This window comes from Ornithinibacillus scapharcae TW25, assembly GCF_000190475.1.
Taxonomy (GTDB): domain Bacteria; phylum Bacillota; class Bacilli; order Bacillales; family Amphibacillaceae; genus Ornithinibacillus; species Ornithinibacillus scapharcae.
In genome coordinates this window covers 50,413-66,148 of sequence record NZ_AEWH01000068.1, presented here as the reverse complement: position 1 = coordinate 66,148, position 15,736 = coordinate 50,413, and the positions used below count along the sequence as shown (strand labels likewise).

Annotated in this window: 15 protein-coding genes and 1 other annotated feature; of the genes, 12 read left to right on the top strand and 3 right to left on the bottom strand. The window is 36.6% G+C overall.

What is annotated here, in order from left to right; translation table 11 throughout:
* The first annotated feature begins 114 nt into the window (after positions 1 to 114).
* Together spoVID and G5W_RS0118635 are read left to right on the top strand one after the other, a co-directional pair.
* Complete coding sequence (gene spoVID / locus G5W_RS0118640; RefSeq protein WP_010099015.1) at positions 115 to 1,122, top strand: stage VI sporulation protein D; 1,008 nt, start codon at positions 115 to 117, stop codon at positions 1,120 to 1,122.
* 74 nt (positions 1,123 to 1,196) lie between these two features.
* A complete protein-coding gene (locus tag G5W_RS0118635; protein WP_010099014.1) occupies positions 1,197 to 2,216 on the top strand; it encodes a phosphotransferase in 1,020 nt (339 codons plus the stop codon).
* Here the strand turns inward: G5W_RS0118635 and G5W_RS0118630 are convergent.
* Positions 2,213 to 2,401, bottom strand: coding sequence for a hypothetical protein (locus G5W_RS0118630; protein WP_010099013.1), 189 nt, complete (start codon positions 2,399 to 2,401; stop codon positions 2,213 to 2,215). The genes G5W_RS0118635 and G5W_RS0118630 overlap by 4 nt on opposite strands.
* A 144-nt stretch (positions 2,402 to 2,545) precedes the next feature.
* Positions 2,546 to 2,780: a binding site (T-box leader), on the top strand.
* A 103-nt stretch (positions 2,781 to 2,883) separates the two neighbouring features.
* On the opposite strand from G5W_RS0118630, the gene G5W_RS0118625 reads away from it, so the two are divergent.
* Complete coding sequence (locus G5W_RS0118625) at positions 2,884 to 5,529, top strand: valine--tRNA ligase (RefSeq protein WP_010099012.1); 2,646 nt, start codon at positions 2,884 to 2,886, stop codon at positions 5,527 to 5,529.
* A 26-nt stretch (positions 5,530 to 5,555) separates the two neighbouring features.
* Here the strand turns inward: G5W_RS0118625 and G5W_RS0118620 are convergent, their stop codons facing one another.
* Together G5W_RS0118620 and G5W_RS0118615 are read right to left on the bottom strand one after the other, a co-directional pair.
* Complete coding sequence (locus tag G5W_RS0118620; protein WP_010099011.1) at positions 5,556 to 6,419, bottom strand: ATP-grasp domain-containing protein; 864 nt, start codon at positions 6,417 to 6,419, stop codon at positions 5,556 to 5,558.
* Positions 6,416 to 7,309, bottom strand: coding sequence for an ATP-grasp domain-containing protein (locus G5W_RS0118615; RefSeq protein ID WP_010099010.1), 894 nt, complete (start codon positions 7,307 to 7,309; stop codon positions 6,416 to 6,418). The genes G5W_RS0118620 and G5W_RS0118615 overlap by 4 nt, the downstream gene beginning before the upstream one ends.
* A gap of 62 nt (positions 7,310 to 7,371) precedes the next feature.
* On the opposite strand from G5W_RS0118615, the gene G5W_RS0118610 reads away from it, so the two are divergent.
* The 9 genes from G5W_RS0118610 (at position 7,372) to G5W_RS0118570 (ending at position 15,657) form a co-directional block, all read left to right on the top strand.
* Complete coding sequence (locus tag G5W_RS0118610; RefSeq protein ID WP_010099009.1) at positions 7,372 to 8,661, top strand: bifunctional folylpolyglutamate synthase/dihydrofolate synthase; 1,290 nt, start codon at positions 7,372 to 7,374, stop codon at positions 8,659 to 8,661.
* A gap of 117 nt (positions 8,662 to 8,778) precedes the next feature.
* Positions 8,779 to 9,684 (top strand): hypothetical protein, encoded by a 906-nt coding sequence (locus tag G5W_RS0118605; RefSeq protein ID WP_010099008.1) that lies wholly within the window; start codon positions 8,779 to 8,781, stop codon positions 9,682 to 9,684.
* A gap of 190 nt (positions 9,685 to 9,874) precedes the next feature.
* Positions 9,875 to 10,546 (top strand): RadC family protein, encoded by a 672-nt coding sequence (gene radC, locus G5W_RS0118600; protein ID WP_033445779.1) that lies wholly within the window; start codon positions 9,875 to 9,877, stop codon positions 10,544 to 10,546.
* Between the two features lie 239 nt (positions 10,547 to 10,785).
* Positions 10,786 to 11,829 carry a rod shape-determining protein gene (locus tag G5W_RS0118595; protein ID WP_010099005.1) on the top strand — a complete coding sequence of 348 codons (1,044 nt, stop codon included), beginning with the start codon at positions 10,786 to 10,788 and terminating at the stop codon, positions 11,827 to 11,829.
* A gap of 12 nt (positions 11,830 to 11,841) precedes the next feature.
* The gene (gene mreC, locus G5W_RS0118590) at positions 11,842 to 12,705 is read left to right on the top strand and encodes a rod shape-determining protein MreC (RefSeq protein WP_029191196.1); all 864 of its coding nucleotides are present in this window, start codon (positions 11,842 to 11,844) and stop codon (positions 12,703 to 12,705) included.
* The gene (gene mreD / locus G5W_RS0118585; protein ID WP_010099002.1) at positions 12,702 to 13,226 is read left to right on the top strand and encodes a rod shape-determining protein MreD; all 525 of its coding nucleotides are present in this window, start codon (positions 12,702 to 12,704) and stop codon (positions 13,224 to 13,226) included. Before mreC ends, mreD begins: the two co-directional genes overlap by 4 nt.
* Positions 13,227 to 13,283: 57 nt before the next feature.
* Entirely contained in the window at positions 13,284 to 13,976 is a 693-nt protein-coding gene (minC, locus tag G5W_RS0118580; RefSeq protein WP_010099001.1) for a septum site-determining protein MinC, read from the top strand.
* The gene (gene minD, locus G5W_RS0118575) at positions 13,969 to 14,766 is read left to right on the top strand and encodes a septum site-determining protein MinD (protein WP_010099000.1); all 798 of its coding nucleotides are present in this window, start codon (positions 13,969 to 13,971) and stop codon (positions 14,764 to 14,766) included. The genes minC and minD overlap by 8 nt, the downstream gene beginning before the upstream one ends.
* Before the next feature lie 132 nt (positions 14,767 to 14,898).
* A complete protein-coding gene (locus G5W_RS0118570) occupies positions 14,899 to 15,657 on the top strand; it encodes a hypothetical protein (RefSeq protein WP_010098999.1) in 759 nt (252 codons plus the stop codon).
* Positions 15,658 to 15,736 lie beyond the last annotated feature (79 nt).

The following is a 15,736-nucleotide window of genomic DNA, read 5'->3' as shown; positions in this document are numbered from 1 at the left end:
GCAGTCTTCTTTTTTTAGGCTATAAAATAATAGCATATCCAGAGGTCTTGACTCATATAGATAATTAAGAGATAAGAGCATATGTTATGTATGTTTGAAGGGAGGAAAAGCTACTTGGTTAACGAACAATCTGTTTTTCGCTTTGATTTAAATGAGTCACTTTATTTTGAAAAAGGTCAAGAAGTAGATGAAATCATGGGAATCTCCCTAGAACCAGAGATTTCAATACAGGAATTAAACGATTATATTTCCATTAGAGGAGTAGTAGAATTACAAGGATCGTACCAAAAGGCTGAACATACTGGTGAAGAGGAAGAGGATAGCTATTATGATGGGTATGATTCAAAACGGTATATGGAAAGGGTTTTTGATACAGAACATGGCGCAGCAGAATTTATGCACCGTTTCCCAGTTGAAATCACGGTTCCCTCTAATCGAGTAAATAATCTAGATGATGTTTCTGTCATGATTGCGGAATTTGATTATGAACTTCCGGAGTCAAATCATTTATATTTACGATCTACGATTGAAATCCATGGCATTAATAGCCATGTACAAGAGGCAACAAGTGAAGACAAATTGGAAGAAGAGAGCATCCATGAGAGTACAGAATTGATGGAAAGGGATATGGAGGAGTCCTTTGAATTTGAAGTGCAGCAAGAAGACGAATCTTCCAGTTACATAGAGGATTCGCCAGAACAACTTCCTACATTATCTGAACAAGAAAGCCAGGATGAATCCGAATCAGGGCGATGGAAATTTACGAAAGAAAAAACCCAGACCTTTGATGAATTCTTCCAAACGAAAGAAGAACCACAAGTAAGTTCAGAAGAAGTGGAAGAATCCTCGTCTTCTTTTATGGAGGAATATGTAGATATCAGCTTGGAGGAAAGTGACGATAGTCGGGAAGAAAAAGCAGACTTAACGTATCTAGCGGATATATTCCGCACAGAAGAAGAGGAATTTACGAAGGTAAAGGTACGAATTGTCCAGGAAAAAGATACGCTAGAAGCGCTTGCGGAAAAATATGAAACGTCAACTATGTTGATTCGTAATCAAAATAGATTGGAAGATGATGACCTCACTGAAGGACAGTTACTTTATATACCAACAAAAAAGTAAATGAACTATTCATTTAACCCCTTGTCATCCTGCAAGGGGTATAATAATGAAGTAAACAATAGGTGGTGATATCCTTGGAGAAAATTCGACGTATACTTGAAACATATCGTGTCTATCCGATTGACATAGATAAAATTACCGAACGATTATACCGAATCAAGGGGAATAACCAGTCTTATGCATTGAAAAAAAGTGGTCTAAAGGAAGAAAAAGTGCCATTTTGGTTAGATATTTATCGAACAGCAGAACAACAGAAAATTGTAAATATCTTACCACTATACTTAAATAAATCAGGTAACTTATTTACGAAAGATGGCAATGATATTTATTATTTATCACCTTGGATTGACTCTGGTCATCGAACACATGCCATTGAAAAAATATACCAAAATATCGGTTATATCCATGCGAAAACTAGAAAGGTTACGGAAATAACAGAGGAGATTCGCCAAACTTCAAGGGAAAACTTTTTAGTCTTTAAGCGACAGTCTTCCGAATTGAGGAAGAGGTTAATGAGCCATGTGGAACAATTTGAATCCCAACACTTTATGTCCCCGGTAGAATTATTAGTATGTACTCAATATCGTGATTTGGTGCACGTATTTTATGGATTAGATAAGCGCTTAAATCAATACATCGATTCCTTAGAAGAAATGAATGATTGGAAACTTGCACTTTGTCATGGAAGATTAAAAGATTCCCATGTTCTCCATGGGAACCAGTTATACGTTATTAATTGGGAGCAAGCGTCCTACCAACACCCGGTACTCGACTTAACTCGATTGTTGAAGAGTAGAACATTGCATTATGACTCCGATAAAAGACTCTTATTAGATAAGTTTAAGTTCTATTTGGAAGAAAACAAGTTAGATATTCCTGACCTAGCCTTGCTTTCTATTTATTTGCTTGACCCATCAGAATATTTGAGAACAATTGATGAGTATGTCGAACGTAATTCAGATCTCAGTATGATTGACCATGTCATCAAACTACAACGCTATCATAGACAATTATTGTTTGGTATACAGTTCTCAGAATATATGGAACAGGAATTTGAAATGGTTGCTTTCGATGAGAGTGGAAGTGAGACTTAAATCCACTTCAAATAGAAGGCAATAAAAATTCCAGCGAAGAGTAGAGTAAGTAGGACATCAAAGGTAGTAGGAATAAATATGGTCCGAAGTAACTGGAAGATAAGCAATGGTAATGTAACTTGTTCTGCGATATATAAACATTTTTTCGCCCACGGAGGTAAACGATATCGATAATACCTTGCCATTTAATCACCTCTTTAGTGTTTCGTTGTTACCAAGTCATGCCTTGTATAATACACTATATGTATAAACCAAGCTCATCCGTGCAATAATCCATATAATAGTTGCTTTTAGAAAAGAAATTCGCTAAAATAAGAAAATAATCATATAGTAAGCAATTGATAGGGAAGAGTACAGAATAGTTGCCTACAAGAGAGGAAAACATTTGGTGGGAGTTTTCTAGGTGAGCGTTTTGGAAGGTCGCCCTTGATGCAGCGACTCTGAAAGTTATAGTAGGAGTATGCCGGTTTATGACCGATATCAAGTAATGAGTGTACAGGTATATTAAAGTTTACCTGTAAACAAAGGTGGTACCACGGAAATAATACCCTTTTCGTCCTTTATCTAGGATGAAAAGGGTTTTTTATTTGTTTTGACTTTAGCTTGGTTGTCATCATAAATACAATCATTACGTAAAAAAGTCAGATTCTAAAAGGAGGCTAATTAAATGCAAGAAAACAACAACAATAATCTACCACCGAAATACGATCATCAAACAGTAGAACAAGACCGCTACAAATTTTGGCTAGATGGAAAGTACTTTGAAGCAACAGGTGACCCCGACAAGGAACCATTCTCCATCGTTATTCCACCTCCAAACGTAACTGGAAGATTACACCTAGGTCATGCTTGGGATACAACGATGCAGGATACCATTTCTCGTATGAAACGTATGCAAGGATACGATGTTTTATGGTTACCAGGTATGGACCATGCTGGTATCGCTACTCAAGCTAAGGTTGAAGCAAGACTAAAAGAAGAAGGCACAAACCGTTATGAGCTAGGCCGTGAAAAATTCTTAGAGAAAGCTTGGGATTGGAAGGAAGAATATGCATCCTTTATCCGTTCTCAATGGGAAAAACTTGGGCTTGGTTTAGATTATTCAAGGGAACGTTTTACACTGGATGAAGGATTATCCGACGCTGTAAAGGAGGTTTTTGTAAAATTATATGAAAAAGGTTTAATCTACCGCGGTAAATATATTATTAACTGGGATCCAATGACGAAAACAGCACTATCGGATATTGAGGTTATCTATAAAGAAGTAAATGGTAACTTCTATCATATGAAATATCCAATTAAAGATAGTGATGAAACAATCGAGATTGCCACTACTAGACCGGAAACCATGCTTGGTGATACGGCGGTTGCCGTACATCCAAAGGATGAACGCTATCAGCATTTAATTGGTAAAACAGTAGTACTTCCTATCGTAGGTCGTGAAATTCAGATTGTTGCTGATGACTATGTAGATATGGAGTTCGGATCTGGTGCTGTAAAAATAACACCGGCTCATGACCCGAATGATTTTGAAATTGGGAATCGTCATCATTTAGAACGTGTTCTTGTTATGAATGAAGATGGAACGATGAACGAAAATGCTGGTAAGTATGAAGGAATGGATCGTTTTGAATGTCGTAAACAAATTGTAAAAGACCTTCAAGAAATGGGAGTTCTGTTTAAGATTGAAGAGCATGTCCATCAAGTCGGTCATTCAGAGCGAAGTGGAGCAGTTGTTGAGCCTTATCTATCCACCCAATGGTTTGTTAAAATGCAGCCTCTAGCTGATGCAGTTCTAGAATTACAAGACACAGAAGATAGAGTAAACTTTGTACCAGAACGGTTTGAAAGAACGTATTTGAACTGGATGGAAAACATTCGTGACTGGTGTATTAGCCGTCAATTATGGTGGGGCCACCGTATTCCAGCTTGGTACCATAAAGAAACCGGGGAGGTATATGTTGGCAAAGATGCTCCCACAGACATCGACAATTGGGAACAGGACGAAGATGTTTTAGACACATGGTTCTCTAGTGCATTATGGCCATTCTCTACAATGGGTTGGCCAAATGAAGACGCGGAAGATTTTAAACGATATTTCCCAACTAGTGTATTAATCACAGGTTATGACATTATCTTCTTCTGGGTTGCTCGTATGGTGTTCCAATCAAAAGAATTTACTGGAAAAAGACCTTTTAAAGATGTACTACTTCATGGGCTTATCCGAGACTCTGAAGGTCGTAAGTTTAGTAAGTCTCTTGGAAACGGTGTTGATCCAATGGATGTTATTGAGAAGTATGGTGCGGATTCACTCCGTTACTTCTTATTAACTGGAACATCACCAGGCCAGGATATGCGTTTCTACTGGGAAAAGGTAGAATCTACTTGGAATTTTGCCAATAAAATATGGAATGCTTCAAGATTCTCATTAATGAACTTAGAAGGATTTACGTATGAGGATATTGATTTAACTGGGGAACTATCTCTAGCGGATAAGTGGATTCTAACTCGTTTAAATGAAACGATAGAGCAGGTAACAAGAAATACGGATAAGTATGAATTTGGTGAAGCGGGTCGTCATCTTCATAATTTTATCTGGGATGAATTATGTGATTGGTATATTGAAATGGCCAAACTTCCATTGTATGGGGAAGATGAAAAAGCCAAGAAAACGACCCAATCCGTGTTAGCTTATGTTTTAGACCAAACTATGCGTCTATTACATCCATTTATGCCGTTTATTACAGAAGAAATCTGGCAAAAGCTACCTCATCAAGGGGAATCGATAACTGTTGCTGATTGGCCAAAAGTAAGGGATGACTTCCATGATGAGAAAGCATCAGAAGAAATGAAACGTTTAGTGTCGATTATTAAGTCTGTACGTAATATTCGTGCAGAGGTCGATACTCCGATGTCTAAACAAATTAGTCTATTAATTCAAGCGAAGGAAGAGGCTATCGTTGCTGAACTTGAACATAATCGAGGGTATTTAGAACGTTTCTGTAACCCGAGCGAGTTAATCATTTCCACAAAAGTTAATGCACCGGAAAAAGCAATGACTGCTGTGATAACTGGAGCAGAAATATTCTTACCACTAGAGGGGTTAATTGATTTTGATAAAGAAATTGCCCGTCTAGAAAAAGAATTAGAGAAGTGGAATAAAGAAGTAGAACGCGTTCAGAAGAAGCTTTCAAACCAAGGGTTTATAGCAAAAGCACCTGAAGTAGTTGTCGAGGAAGAAAAGAAAAAACAGCAGGATTACTTGGAAAAACAAGCAGCAGTTAAAGCGAGACTAGATGAATTAAAGGCATAGTAAAAATAATGGATCAGGACTCTTATTTAAGTGTCCTGATCCATTTTTGTTTTGATGTGTGTGATATACTTTTCCAATATATTGACAGAACTAACGGCACTTAGCGTTCTCGAACCAACCACATCTTCTATTTCATTAAATAATAATTCTCCATTATGACCAATCAAAAAATCGATTCCAACCATTCCGAAATCAAAATGGTCGATAATTTTTTGGATTAGTGTTTCTTCAGAGCGGTTTAGTAAATATAAAGAAGCTGTTCCACCTAACTTGAAATTTGCTCGGAAATCGGAGTTGCTTTCTCTTAATACCGCACCAATAATTTCCTTTCCGACAACAAACACACGTAAATCCTTTCCCAGCTTTACATTTGTGTTTTGTAAGACAACTTGATAAATTTGATTTTCAAGTCGAAATGAATTCCATTGCTGCTCACTTTCGATGTAATATACTTGTGAGCCGCCTCTTCCCATTACATCTTTCAGGACGAATGGAAAGGGCAGTGGTGGATGTTCCATAAAATTAACGCCATTCATAAATAATGTATCCACCATCGGTATACCTAACTTCATTACTTCTATATATGTCTTTGCTTTATTGTTACAAATTTCCGAGATACGAGAAGAATTAAAAACTTGCATGCCAAGCTCTTCTAATTGTTTATTTAATAAGGGTTCAACCGTACGAACGATAGAAAAATTAGGTAATTTAACTGACTTTCCTTCTAGTAAAACACAAGGTTGATTACGAATGATCCCTACCGATAAACTTTCACGTAATATAAGTTCAAGTTGTAAGTGTTGTTTTGATGCCTCTTCAATAAACCATTCAATATAGGAGTTATTTTCAATTGCATCTTTCTTACTATAAATAAGCCATCCTGTTGTCATATTGTGCTCACCTTGTTTAAGACATACTCCATAATTGCATCTGCAGCATTTATTCCAGTGCAATTAAGTAGGTTTCGAATATGGGCGTTGGAATTAATCTCACAAATAACATATTGATCATTGTCTCCAAACAGTAAATCTACACCACTGAAATCTGCACCTAATGCCTGGGAAGCGGCAATAGCAATTTTTTTAGCATTTTCTGACGGTCTAAATGCTTCTGTTGTACCTCCTGCTGTAACGTTAGCTCGAAAGTCATTATTTGCAGTACGCTTCATGGCTGCAATAACCTTGTCTCCCACTACTTGTAGTCTAATGTCTTTTCCTTTACTTGTAGAAACAAATTCTTGGAACATAAACGGTTTCCCATAAAGCTCTTGTACTTTTGATTTTAGTTCCTCCATTGTGGATATTAGGTAAACTTGTTCACCAAATGAACCAAATGCTTCCTTGATAATTAAAGGTAATCCAAGATGTTGAACTATTTGATCAAAATCTGGTAAATATTTTTCCTCCCGATTATAAAAAACCTTTGGTGCGATAATGGTCTGGGGGATAGGGAGTTTATGGTTTGCCAATACTTGGTATGTTGCAATTTTGTCATCACTAGTTTCAATAACCTCTGCTCGATTAAATACAGGTATCCCTAGTAACTCTAGTTGTTTAGCTAAGTAGATGTCTTTGTCTGTAAAGACTACATAATCTGGTAGTGTTTGAGTATTAATAATACCTAATTGATGGTGACCTAATGAAACAAGTAGTTCATTATTTTTCATAATAATTGCTTCTGAATTAAATTTATTTGCAGATTGCTGAAGCATCTCCGCATAGTCTAAAAATTTACTTCCTGGTAAGTTTCCATTATAAATAATCCAACCAAGTTTATTCAATTTACAGCATTCCTTTCTCATATGCTATACTGATTTCGAATGATAGAAAAGATGGTGATAATATGTTCCAAAGCATGGATGAAGTGAATCATTTTTTTATGCAAAGAAGGAACTTAGGTATTAACCCTGGTCTTGACCGAATGAAACGATTGTTAGATTCACAAAATAATCCACATTTAATGATAAAGACGGTACATATAGCCGGGACGAACGGAAAAGGATCCACACTCACTTTTTTAAAAGACGCACTTATTCATCATGAGTACCGTGTTGGTGTATTTTCTTCTCCTAGTTTAACAGGATTGACAGGCCATATTAGGATAAATGATAATCCAATAAGTGACCAAGAATTCATGAAATTGCTCTATCAGCTTCTTCCTGTTATAAAGAAGCTTGATTCGGAAGAAATGGCACCTACAGAATTTGAAATCATAACGGCAATTTGCTTTATGTATTTTAAGGATCATGTTGACATCGCCATAATAGAAGCCGGTATGGGTGGTAGGGAGGATTCGACAAACTGCATCCAACCTATTCTGTCCATTATAACAAATATCGCTATGGATCATGCTAGTTTTTTAGGAGATACGTTGGGGGAAATTGCCTATCAAAAAGCTGGGATCATTAAAGAGAATACCCCTGTAATTGTTGGTGTTATGGATGAGGTTAGTCTAGCAATTGTAGAAAATGAGGCCCTGAAACACAATGCTCCACTGTATCAGTTACAGCATCATTTTACATATCGATTAACTGATCGGAATGACAACTTTCAGCGATTCAATTGGCAATTTGAAGAAAGTTCTTATCCGATTGAAATCAAAATGCAAGGTGAGCACCAGGTAGTAAATGTATCGAATGCAATAATGGCTCTGAAAGTTCTAGAATGGAAAGGGTTCAGGTTAAATTGGGATCAGGTTATGTTAGCTTTGAAAGAATCAAAGTTAAATGGGAGATTTGAAAAAATACATGATCAACCAATTATCGTATTAGATGGTGCACATAACCCGAATGGAATGGAAGCTTTTTTACGTACAGTAGAAAACCAATATAAGGATTTTCGAAAACATTTAATCTTTGCTGGCTTTCGTGATAAAGAGTTAGCTAGTATGATTGAAATGGCTTCACCATTATTTGATTCCGTTACAATCACTACTTTTGACCATCCAAGGGCGGAGGATCCTGAGAATCTACTTCATTCCCTACAGTCTTCCACTCTAAAAATGGCGGATTGGAAGAATATTATCACGACTATGTACAATCACGATACAACGGAGGACGAAGCATACTTCTTTGCGGGTTCTCTTCACTTTATTGGTTATGTACGTGATTATATATTTTCCCTAACGATGTAAGGTTATTGTAAATTATGTAGAAATAAATAGTTTTGGACTTGACAAGATTCATCTTACTTTTCAGATTAGGTGTGATAGATTTAGTTTAACTAATCTAGCAAAGTGGGGGAGCAAATCATGACAGCCAAAAGACAAGTAGTAGTGAGAATAGATGGAAATACATCCAACAGTAGTCTTAATAGAGATAAATTCACGAATAAAACAGATGCTCGAAGTCATAATGAAATGGCGGCTGCAGAAGAATCTGGTGAAAACGATATTCATACTTTCGCTAGAGAATATGACTCTACTTTAGCCATAACGAAATCTGGCAAAAAGAGTCAAACGAATTTTGATATATTTAAACCAATTATTATAGCAATTGTTTCAGCCGTGACAATCGGATCCATTATGGGGTTTGTCATGCTAAAAATTATCGTGAACTTTGACAATGATTTAAATGGAACACCCGCAGTTCTTGTTCCAACAGATGGTGAGAAGAAGAAGGATAATGGTGCAGCAACCGATAATGCAAATAAGGGGACGTACATACTCGAGTCCATGTCTGCCTTTGTACTGCAAGGTGGAGTATTTTCCTCATTAGAGAATGCAGAAGCGGAGTCTTCAAAGTTTATTGAAAACGGGTATAACCCAGTAATATGGGAGAAAGATAGTCAATTCTTCCTCCTTGTTCATCTTGGATTGACAAAGGAGGACTTACAGGACGACACTTCAACTTTAATGACCAACGGTATAGAAGCTTATGCGAAGGAATGGCAGATAGTTGAGAAGGAAGTAGAGGTATCGAAAGAAGAATATGAATGGCTTGCATCCTTCCAAGATAATTGGAATATTTCGCTAGGTGAAGGAAAAGTCGATAAAACAAAATGGAACAATCTTTTAGAACAAGCTCCATCGAATTCAACTATACTGACTAATCTTACAACGTCAGTGAAGGATCAACTAGATGCACTAGATACGAGAGATCATAACCAGATTTTATTAGCTTTGTGGCAATCATTCCATAATACTCTTAGCAATTAGAAAATAGTGGAATAGGTAAATATTAAGAATAAACAGTATCGAAAAACATATTTTCGAGTACTGTTTATTCTTTTTTCGTTTCATTTCCTCCTCTGAAATTAACGTGATTCTTATTTGTAAGAATCCCTCTTGTACGCTATTCTAGCGTAGATAACGAAAGGAGGAATTGGAAGTGAATACAACATCTTTGATGATAAAAGATGTACCGAAAGAAGATCGTCCTAGAGAGAGGCTCCTAAGCTTAGGAGCAAGTCATCTTTCCAATCAAGAATTAATTGCCATCTTATTAGGGAGTGGTACGAAGGATGAATCGGTGATGGCATTAGCGAATCGAGTGTTAATGCATTTCGAAGGATTAAAATTACTAAAGGATGCAACTATTGAGGAGTTAACTGCAATTAAAGGTGTCGGTGTTGCGAAAGGGGTCTTGATTCTATCTGCGCTAGAGATTGGAAAAAGGCTTAGTCAATATAAACCGGCGGAGCGCTACGTCATTCGCTCACCGGAGGACGGAGCTGACTATCTCATGGAAGAATTACGGAATTTAAATCAGGAACACTTCGTTGTTATTTTTCTCAATACAAAGAATCAAATCATCCATCGTCAAACCATTTTCATTGGGAGCCTCAATGCCTCCATAGTGCACCCAAGAGAAGTGTATCGCGAAGCTGTAAAACGTTCTGCCGCCTCGATAATCGTCGCGCATAATCACCCTTCCGGAGATCCCACTCCTTCTCAAGAAGATATCCATGTAACTAGAAGATTAGCCGAATCTGGTAAGATGATTGGTATAGAATTACTAGACCACCTCGTAATTGGCGATCGGAAGTTTGTATCTCTTAAGGAAAAAGGCTATTTATAGCACTATCAATTTTTATCATTTTTCGTATAATTGAATAGATGGGAATGAAGCGCCATTTTCTAGTTAATGAAATTGGCGCTTATTAGGATTGGAATCCAGTAACTAACATCTGTGTATATCTATTCTATAATTCAATTTTAATATTTGGATTATATTATGGAAACACCACATAAAATATTAGAGATACGTCAAGCTAGACATACATATATAAAGATATAATACTGGAGAGGGAGATTCTATTGGGTATTTTTGGCTTTTCACAAGATTTAGGGATTGATTTAGGAACGGCTAACACACTAGTTTTTATAAAAGGAAAAGGTGTCGTATTACGCGAACCATCAGTTGTTGCAAAAAATGTAGAAACTGGACAAATAGAAGCAGTTGGAAACTCTGCAAAAAATATGATTGGTAGAAGTCCAGGAAGTATTTCTGTAATAAGACCAATGAAGGACGGCGTTATTTCTGATTTTGAAACTACTGCTGTCATGATGCAATACTATATAAAACGTGCATTACGAAATCGATCAGCTTTTGCTAAGAAACCTAATGTGATGATTTGTGTACCGTCTGGAATTACGATGGTGGAAGAGAGAGCTGTTATCGATGCTTCAAAGCAAGCCGGAGCAAAAGAGGCCTTTCCTATAGCTGAACCGTTCGCAGCAGCAATTGGGGCTGGACTTCCTGTCTGGGAGCCTACCGGAAGTATGATAGTCGATATAGGTGGGGGAACTACAGAGGTTGCAGTTATTTCCCTAGGTGGTATTGTTACGAGTAGGTCTATCCGTAATGCAGGTGATAATATGGACGGGGCAATCATGAATCATATACGAAAAAATTATAACCTTATGATTGGTGAAAGAACCGCAGAACAAGTAAAATTAGAAATTGGATCGGCAAGTATAGAAAATATGGTAGAAAAAGAAATGGATATTCGTGGAAGAGATTTACTTACAGGACTACCGAAAACGATCACGATTGGTAGCAAGGAAATTTCAGAAGCGCTTCAGGATACTGTAGATGCTATAGTGGAAGCTGTAAAAACAACATTGGAAAATACGCCACCAGAATTAGCGGCAGACATTATGGATCGAGGAATTGTGCTATCTGGTGGAGGGTCATTATTACAAAATCTGGATAAAGTACTAAGTGAAGAAACCAAAATGCCAGCATTTGTTACCGATAATCCATTAGACAGTGTTGTAATAGGAACTGGAAAATCCTTAGAGTATATCCAGCATTTCAAAGCGCAACCCAATGTGTCTACTCGTCCTACAGTAGAATAAGTAGGTGTTTATATGTCAATGTTTCGAAAAAAGAGATTATTTACGATACTAATTGGAATTATCATTTTAGTTGCACTTATAGGGTTTTCCTTAAAAGATAGAGCAAATCTTTCTACAGGAGAGCAGTTTGTTAGTGACGTTATTGGAATGGCACAAAATGTGATTTCTATTCCGATAAAATATGTAACGAATATATTTAGTAATGTCGATGATATTCGTAACACATATGATGAAAATCAAGTTCTTAGAGAAAAACTAGCAGAATATAAAGGTTTGATTTACGAAGTACAGGAGATTAAAGAGGAAAATGAAGAGCTAAGATCTTTAGTGGATAAAGCAGATTCGCTTCGTGCTTATAATCCAATCCATGCCACGGTTACTGCTAGATCACCGGAAAGATGGATAGAGCAAGTAACCATTAATAAAGGGGAACTTGCGGGAGTGAAAGAAAACATGGCAGTTATAACTGCCGATGGTATGGTAGGGAAAATTCAAAGTGCCTCACAATTAACTTCCACAGTACAGCTTTTAACAGGCTTTGATGAATTTAATCGTATATCAGCAACAATCTCCAGGGATGAGGGCAATGATATTTTTGGGTTAATCGAAGAATATGATAAAGAAACTGATTCCCTGTTGTTTAAAATCATCGAAGAATCAGATAAAGAATTAAAAGAAGGAGAACTGGTTGTTTCATCTGGAATGGGTGGAATATTTCCTGCTGGTCTTCCTATCGGTACCGTGAAAGAAGTTATCCCTGATCAGTATGGATTGACGAGAACTGCGCTAGTAGAACCAGCGGCAAATATGTATGAAATCAACCATGTCGTTGTGGTGGAACGGTTAATAGATGGAGAAGAGGGGGAGGAGGAATGAGACATATATTCCTACCCCTTATTCTGCTATTGTTGGTTGTAATGGAAGGTGTTGCATTAGATATATTGCCAAGCGGTCTTATCGACAGCGACTTAATGATTACCCCGCATTGGGTGTTAATGTTTCTTGTGTTAGTTGCTATATTCTACGATCGTAGGAATTCGTATCATTCGATAATCTATGCCATGATTTTTGGACTATTGATTGATATCGCCTATACAGGAATATTGGGAGTATATATGTTTACGTATGGTGTTGTCATATACATCATCCATGAACTTCGAAATATGTTGCATAGTAATATTTATTCGGTGCTATTGTTTGGTATAATAAGCATAATCATTTCTGATTTAATCATTAATTTAATATACTATGTAGTAGGTATAATGGATGCTGCATGGATGGACTATGCAATGTATCGCTTGTTGCCGTCTATACTAGCGAATTCTATTTTCTTGCTTATCTTATATCCGTTGCTAGCAAAGCAACTAGAAAAATGGAAGAACAGTGGAATCAAATGAAGTATCAACCTATAACCCTATACGCATAAAATTGAAGCAATATTTGAGGTGAAGTCATTGCAAGACACAAAAACAAAAAATTATGTAACGATAAAGGGCACTAGAGATGGGCTTACACTATTCATTGATGACCGTTGTTCATTCGAAGATGCGTGTAGGGAGCTAGAAGAAAAGTTGTCCGTTAATCATCCTCATAAGGACGAACAAGTTGTAAACGTAACCGTCAACCTAGGGAACCGTTATTTATATAAAGATCAAGAGGAAAGCTTAGAACGAATTATCACCGAAGACAAACGATTTAAGGTGCAATCATTTGATTCAAATGTCATCCTTAGAAATGAAGCAATAGCGATGCTTGAAGATACAGATATTAAAGTAGTGAATCGTATTGTTCGTTCCGGACAGGTGTTGGAGATTAAAGGTGACTTATTATTAATCGGGGATGTGAATCCAGGTGGAAAGGTAGTTTCCACTGGTAATATTTATATAATGGGGAGTTTACATGGTATTGCTCATGCAGGGGTTAATGGAGATCAAAATGCAATTATTACTGCTTCCTATATGAATCCGAGTCAACTCCGAATAGCTGATTATATTAGTCGTGCTCCGGATTACGAATCAGATGGTGTGTATATGGAATGTGGTCTTATCGATTCAGAAAAAGATAAAATTATTATTGATAGATTACAAGTTTTAGCACATAAACGTAAAAGTTTAAGTGGATTCGAAAGGAGAATAAGCAATGGGTGAGGCAATCGTTATAACATCTGGTAAGGGTGGAGTGGGAAAAACTACTACCACAGCTAACCTTGGGACTGCATTAGCATTAATGGATAAAAAAGTATGTTTAATTGACACGGATATTGGTCTTCGGAATCTAGATGTTGTCATGGGGCTAGAAAACCGTATTGTATATGATATTGTTGATGTCATACAAGGTAGGTGTAAATTGAAACAAGCCTTGATTAAGGATAAGCGATTTGATTACCTTGCCTTATTACCTGCTGCGCAAACAAGTGATAAATCCGCTGTAACACCTGACGGTATGCGTGAAATTATCAGCGAGCTAAAAACGGAATATGATTATATTATTATCGACTGCCCTGCTGGAATTGAACAGGGATATCAAAATGCGGTTGCAGGAGCAGATAAGGCAATTGTGGTGACAACTCCAGAAAAGTCAAGTGTTCGTGACGCCGACCGAATCATCGGTTTATTGGAAAAAGAAGACATGGATCCCCCAAGTCTTATCATTAACCGGATTAGAAAGCATATGATGAAAAATGGCGATATGCTTGATATTGATGAGATCGTTCAAATTTTATCAATTGACCTTATTGGTATTGTGTTAGATGATGATGAGGTTATTAAAGCTTCTAATCATGGTGAACCAGTTGCTTTTCAGCCAAACACGAAAGCTTCCATTGCATATCGCAATATAGCAAGAAGAATTTTAGGTGAATCTGTGCCTTTGCAATCTTTAGAAGATGAAACTGGTATGTTTAAAAAGGTTAAGAAATTCTTTGGTATCCGTAGTTAATTTATGTCAATCCATAATATTAGTTCTATCAAGAGTTCTAAAGTCATCATTGATTTTAGAGCTCTTTTTTGCTTTCAACAATGATGGTGCCATTTCGGCTATACACGGAATCTAAATTTAGGAAAATAGGTGTTGGGTATGATAGTAACTCCATTGGGTCCAATTAAATTGTATGTAAATGAGAAAGAAATAAAGTATAGGGCGGTACATTATATTTTGGATGATAGATGCCGTGATTTGAATGGTAGATATTTAATACATTATGAATATAAAAAAGAATATAAGAAACAAAAGATTAAGTGCTGTCTACCTTCTTTTGTGACAGAGGGAGATATTGAATCTGACGAAAGATTAGAAGCCATTTCTTTTTATGATCATTTTACAAAAGTCACAATCGGAATTGAAGCTTCATTTGGTATGGATGAGGAGTACGGTTATGATTATAGTGGCAGCTATTTAAGCAATGGGATAGAGTATGAAACAAATTCCAAGACCAAAAGTCAGACACTGCTATTTGCTGTAAGTTGGATTAGACCTTATACAGAAGAAAATGACCATCAAACTACCACTGGGGCAGATCCATATAGTATGAATTCAAAAATAGTAAATAAATTCCGTCAAGTTGATGAAAGAGCTATGCTAATGTGGCATGATATTCTTCTTATACTCAATGTTGAATTGGAGGAGAGGTTTTCTAGTTTTAGAAGTATTGCTTTGAATTATTTTGAAAGTCCTGTGAAATTTATGATTTCAACTCTACCGGAAGAATCTCATAAACACGATGAAATACTAAAAGTAACCAACAGGATAATCGAAAATAATATGTTATCTGACATAGAGAATCGATTGATGACCTATAAAATAGTTTTAGAAGAATATAGGAGCCGTTAGTTAACTTCATTTTGGAAGTAGAATCATATCTTGTCCCATATGCTCATACACTTAATTAAAAGATGAATGAGGGAATGAG

Bases quoted from the DNA above. Each gene is read 5' to 3' on its own strand.
- G5W_RS0118610 (WP_010099009.1), top strand. From the start codon at position 7,372: ATGTTCCAAAGCATGGATGAAGTGAATCATTTTTTTATGCAAAGAAGG.
- G5W_RS0118620 (WP_010099011.1), bottom strand. From the start codon at position 6,419: ATGACAACAGGATGGCTTATTTATAGTAAGAAAGATGCAATTGAAAAT.
- radC (WP_033445779.1), top strand. From the start codon at position 9,875: ATGATAAAAGATGTACCGAAAGAAGATCGTCCTAGAGAGAGGCTCCTA.
- G5W_RS0118630 (WP_010099013.1), bottom strand. From the start codon at position 2,401: ATGGCAAGGTATTATCGATATCGTTTACCTCCGTGGGCGAAAAAATGT.
- mreD (WP_010099002.1), top strand. From the start codon at position 12,702: ATGAGACATATATTCCTACCCCTTATTCTGCTATTGTTGGTTGTAATG.
- mreC (WP_029191196.1), top strand. From the start codon at position 11,842: ATGTCAATGTTTCGAAAAAAGAGATTATTTACGATACTAATTGGAATT.
- G5W_RS0118625 (WP_010099012.1), top strand. From the start codon at position 2,884: ATGCAAGAAAACAACAACAATAATCTACCACCGAAATACGATCATCAA.
- G5W_RS0118605 (WP_010099008.1), top strand. From the start codon at position 8,779: ATGACAGCCAAAAGACAAGTAGTAGTGAGAATAGATGGAAATACATCC.
- minD (WP_010099000.1), top strand. From the start codon at position 13,969: ATGGGTGAGGCAATCGTTATAACATCTGGTAAGGGTGGAGTGGGAAAA.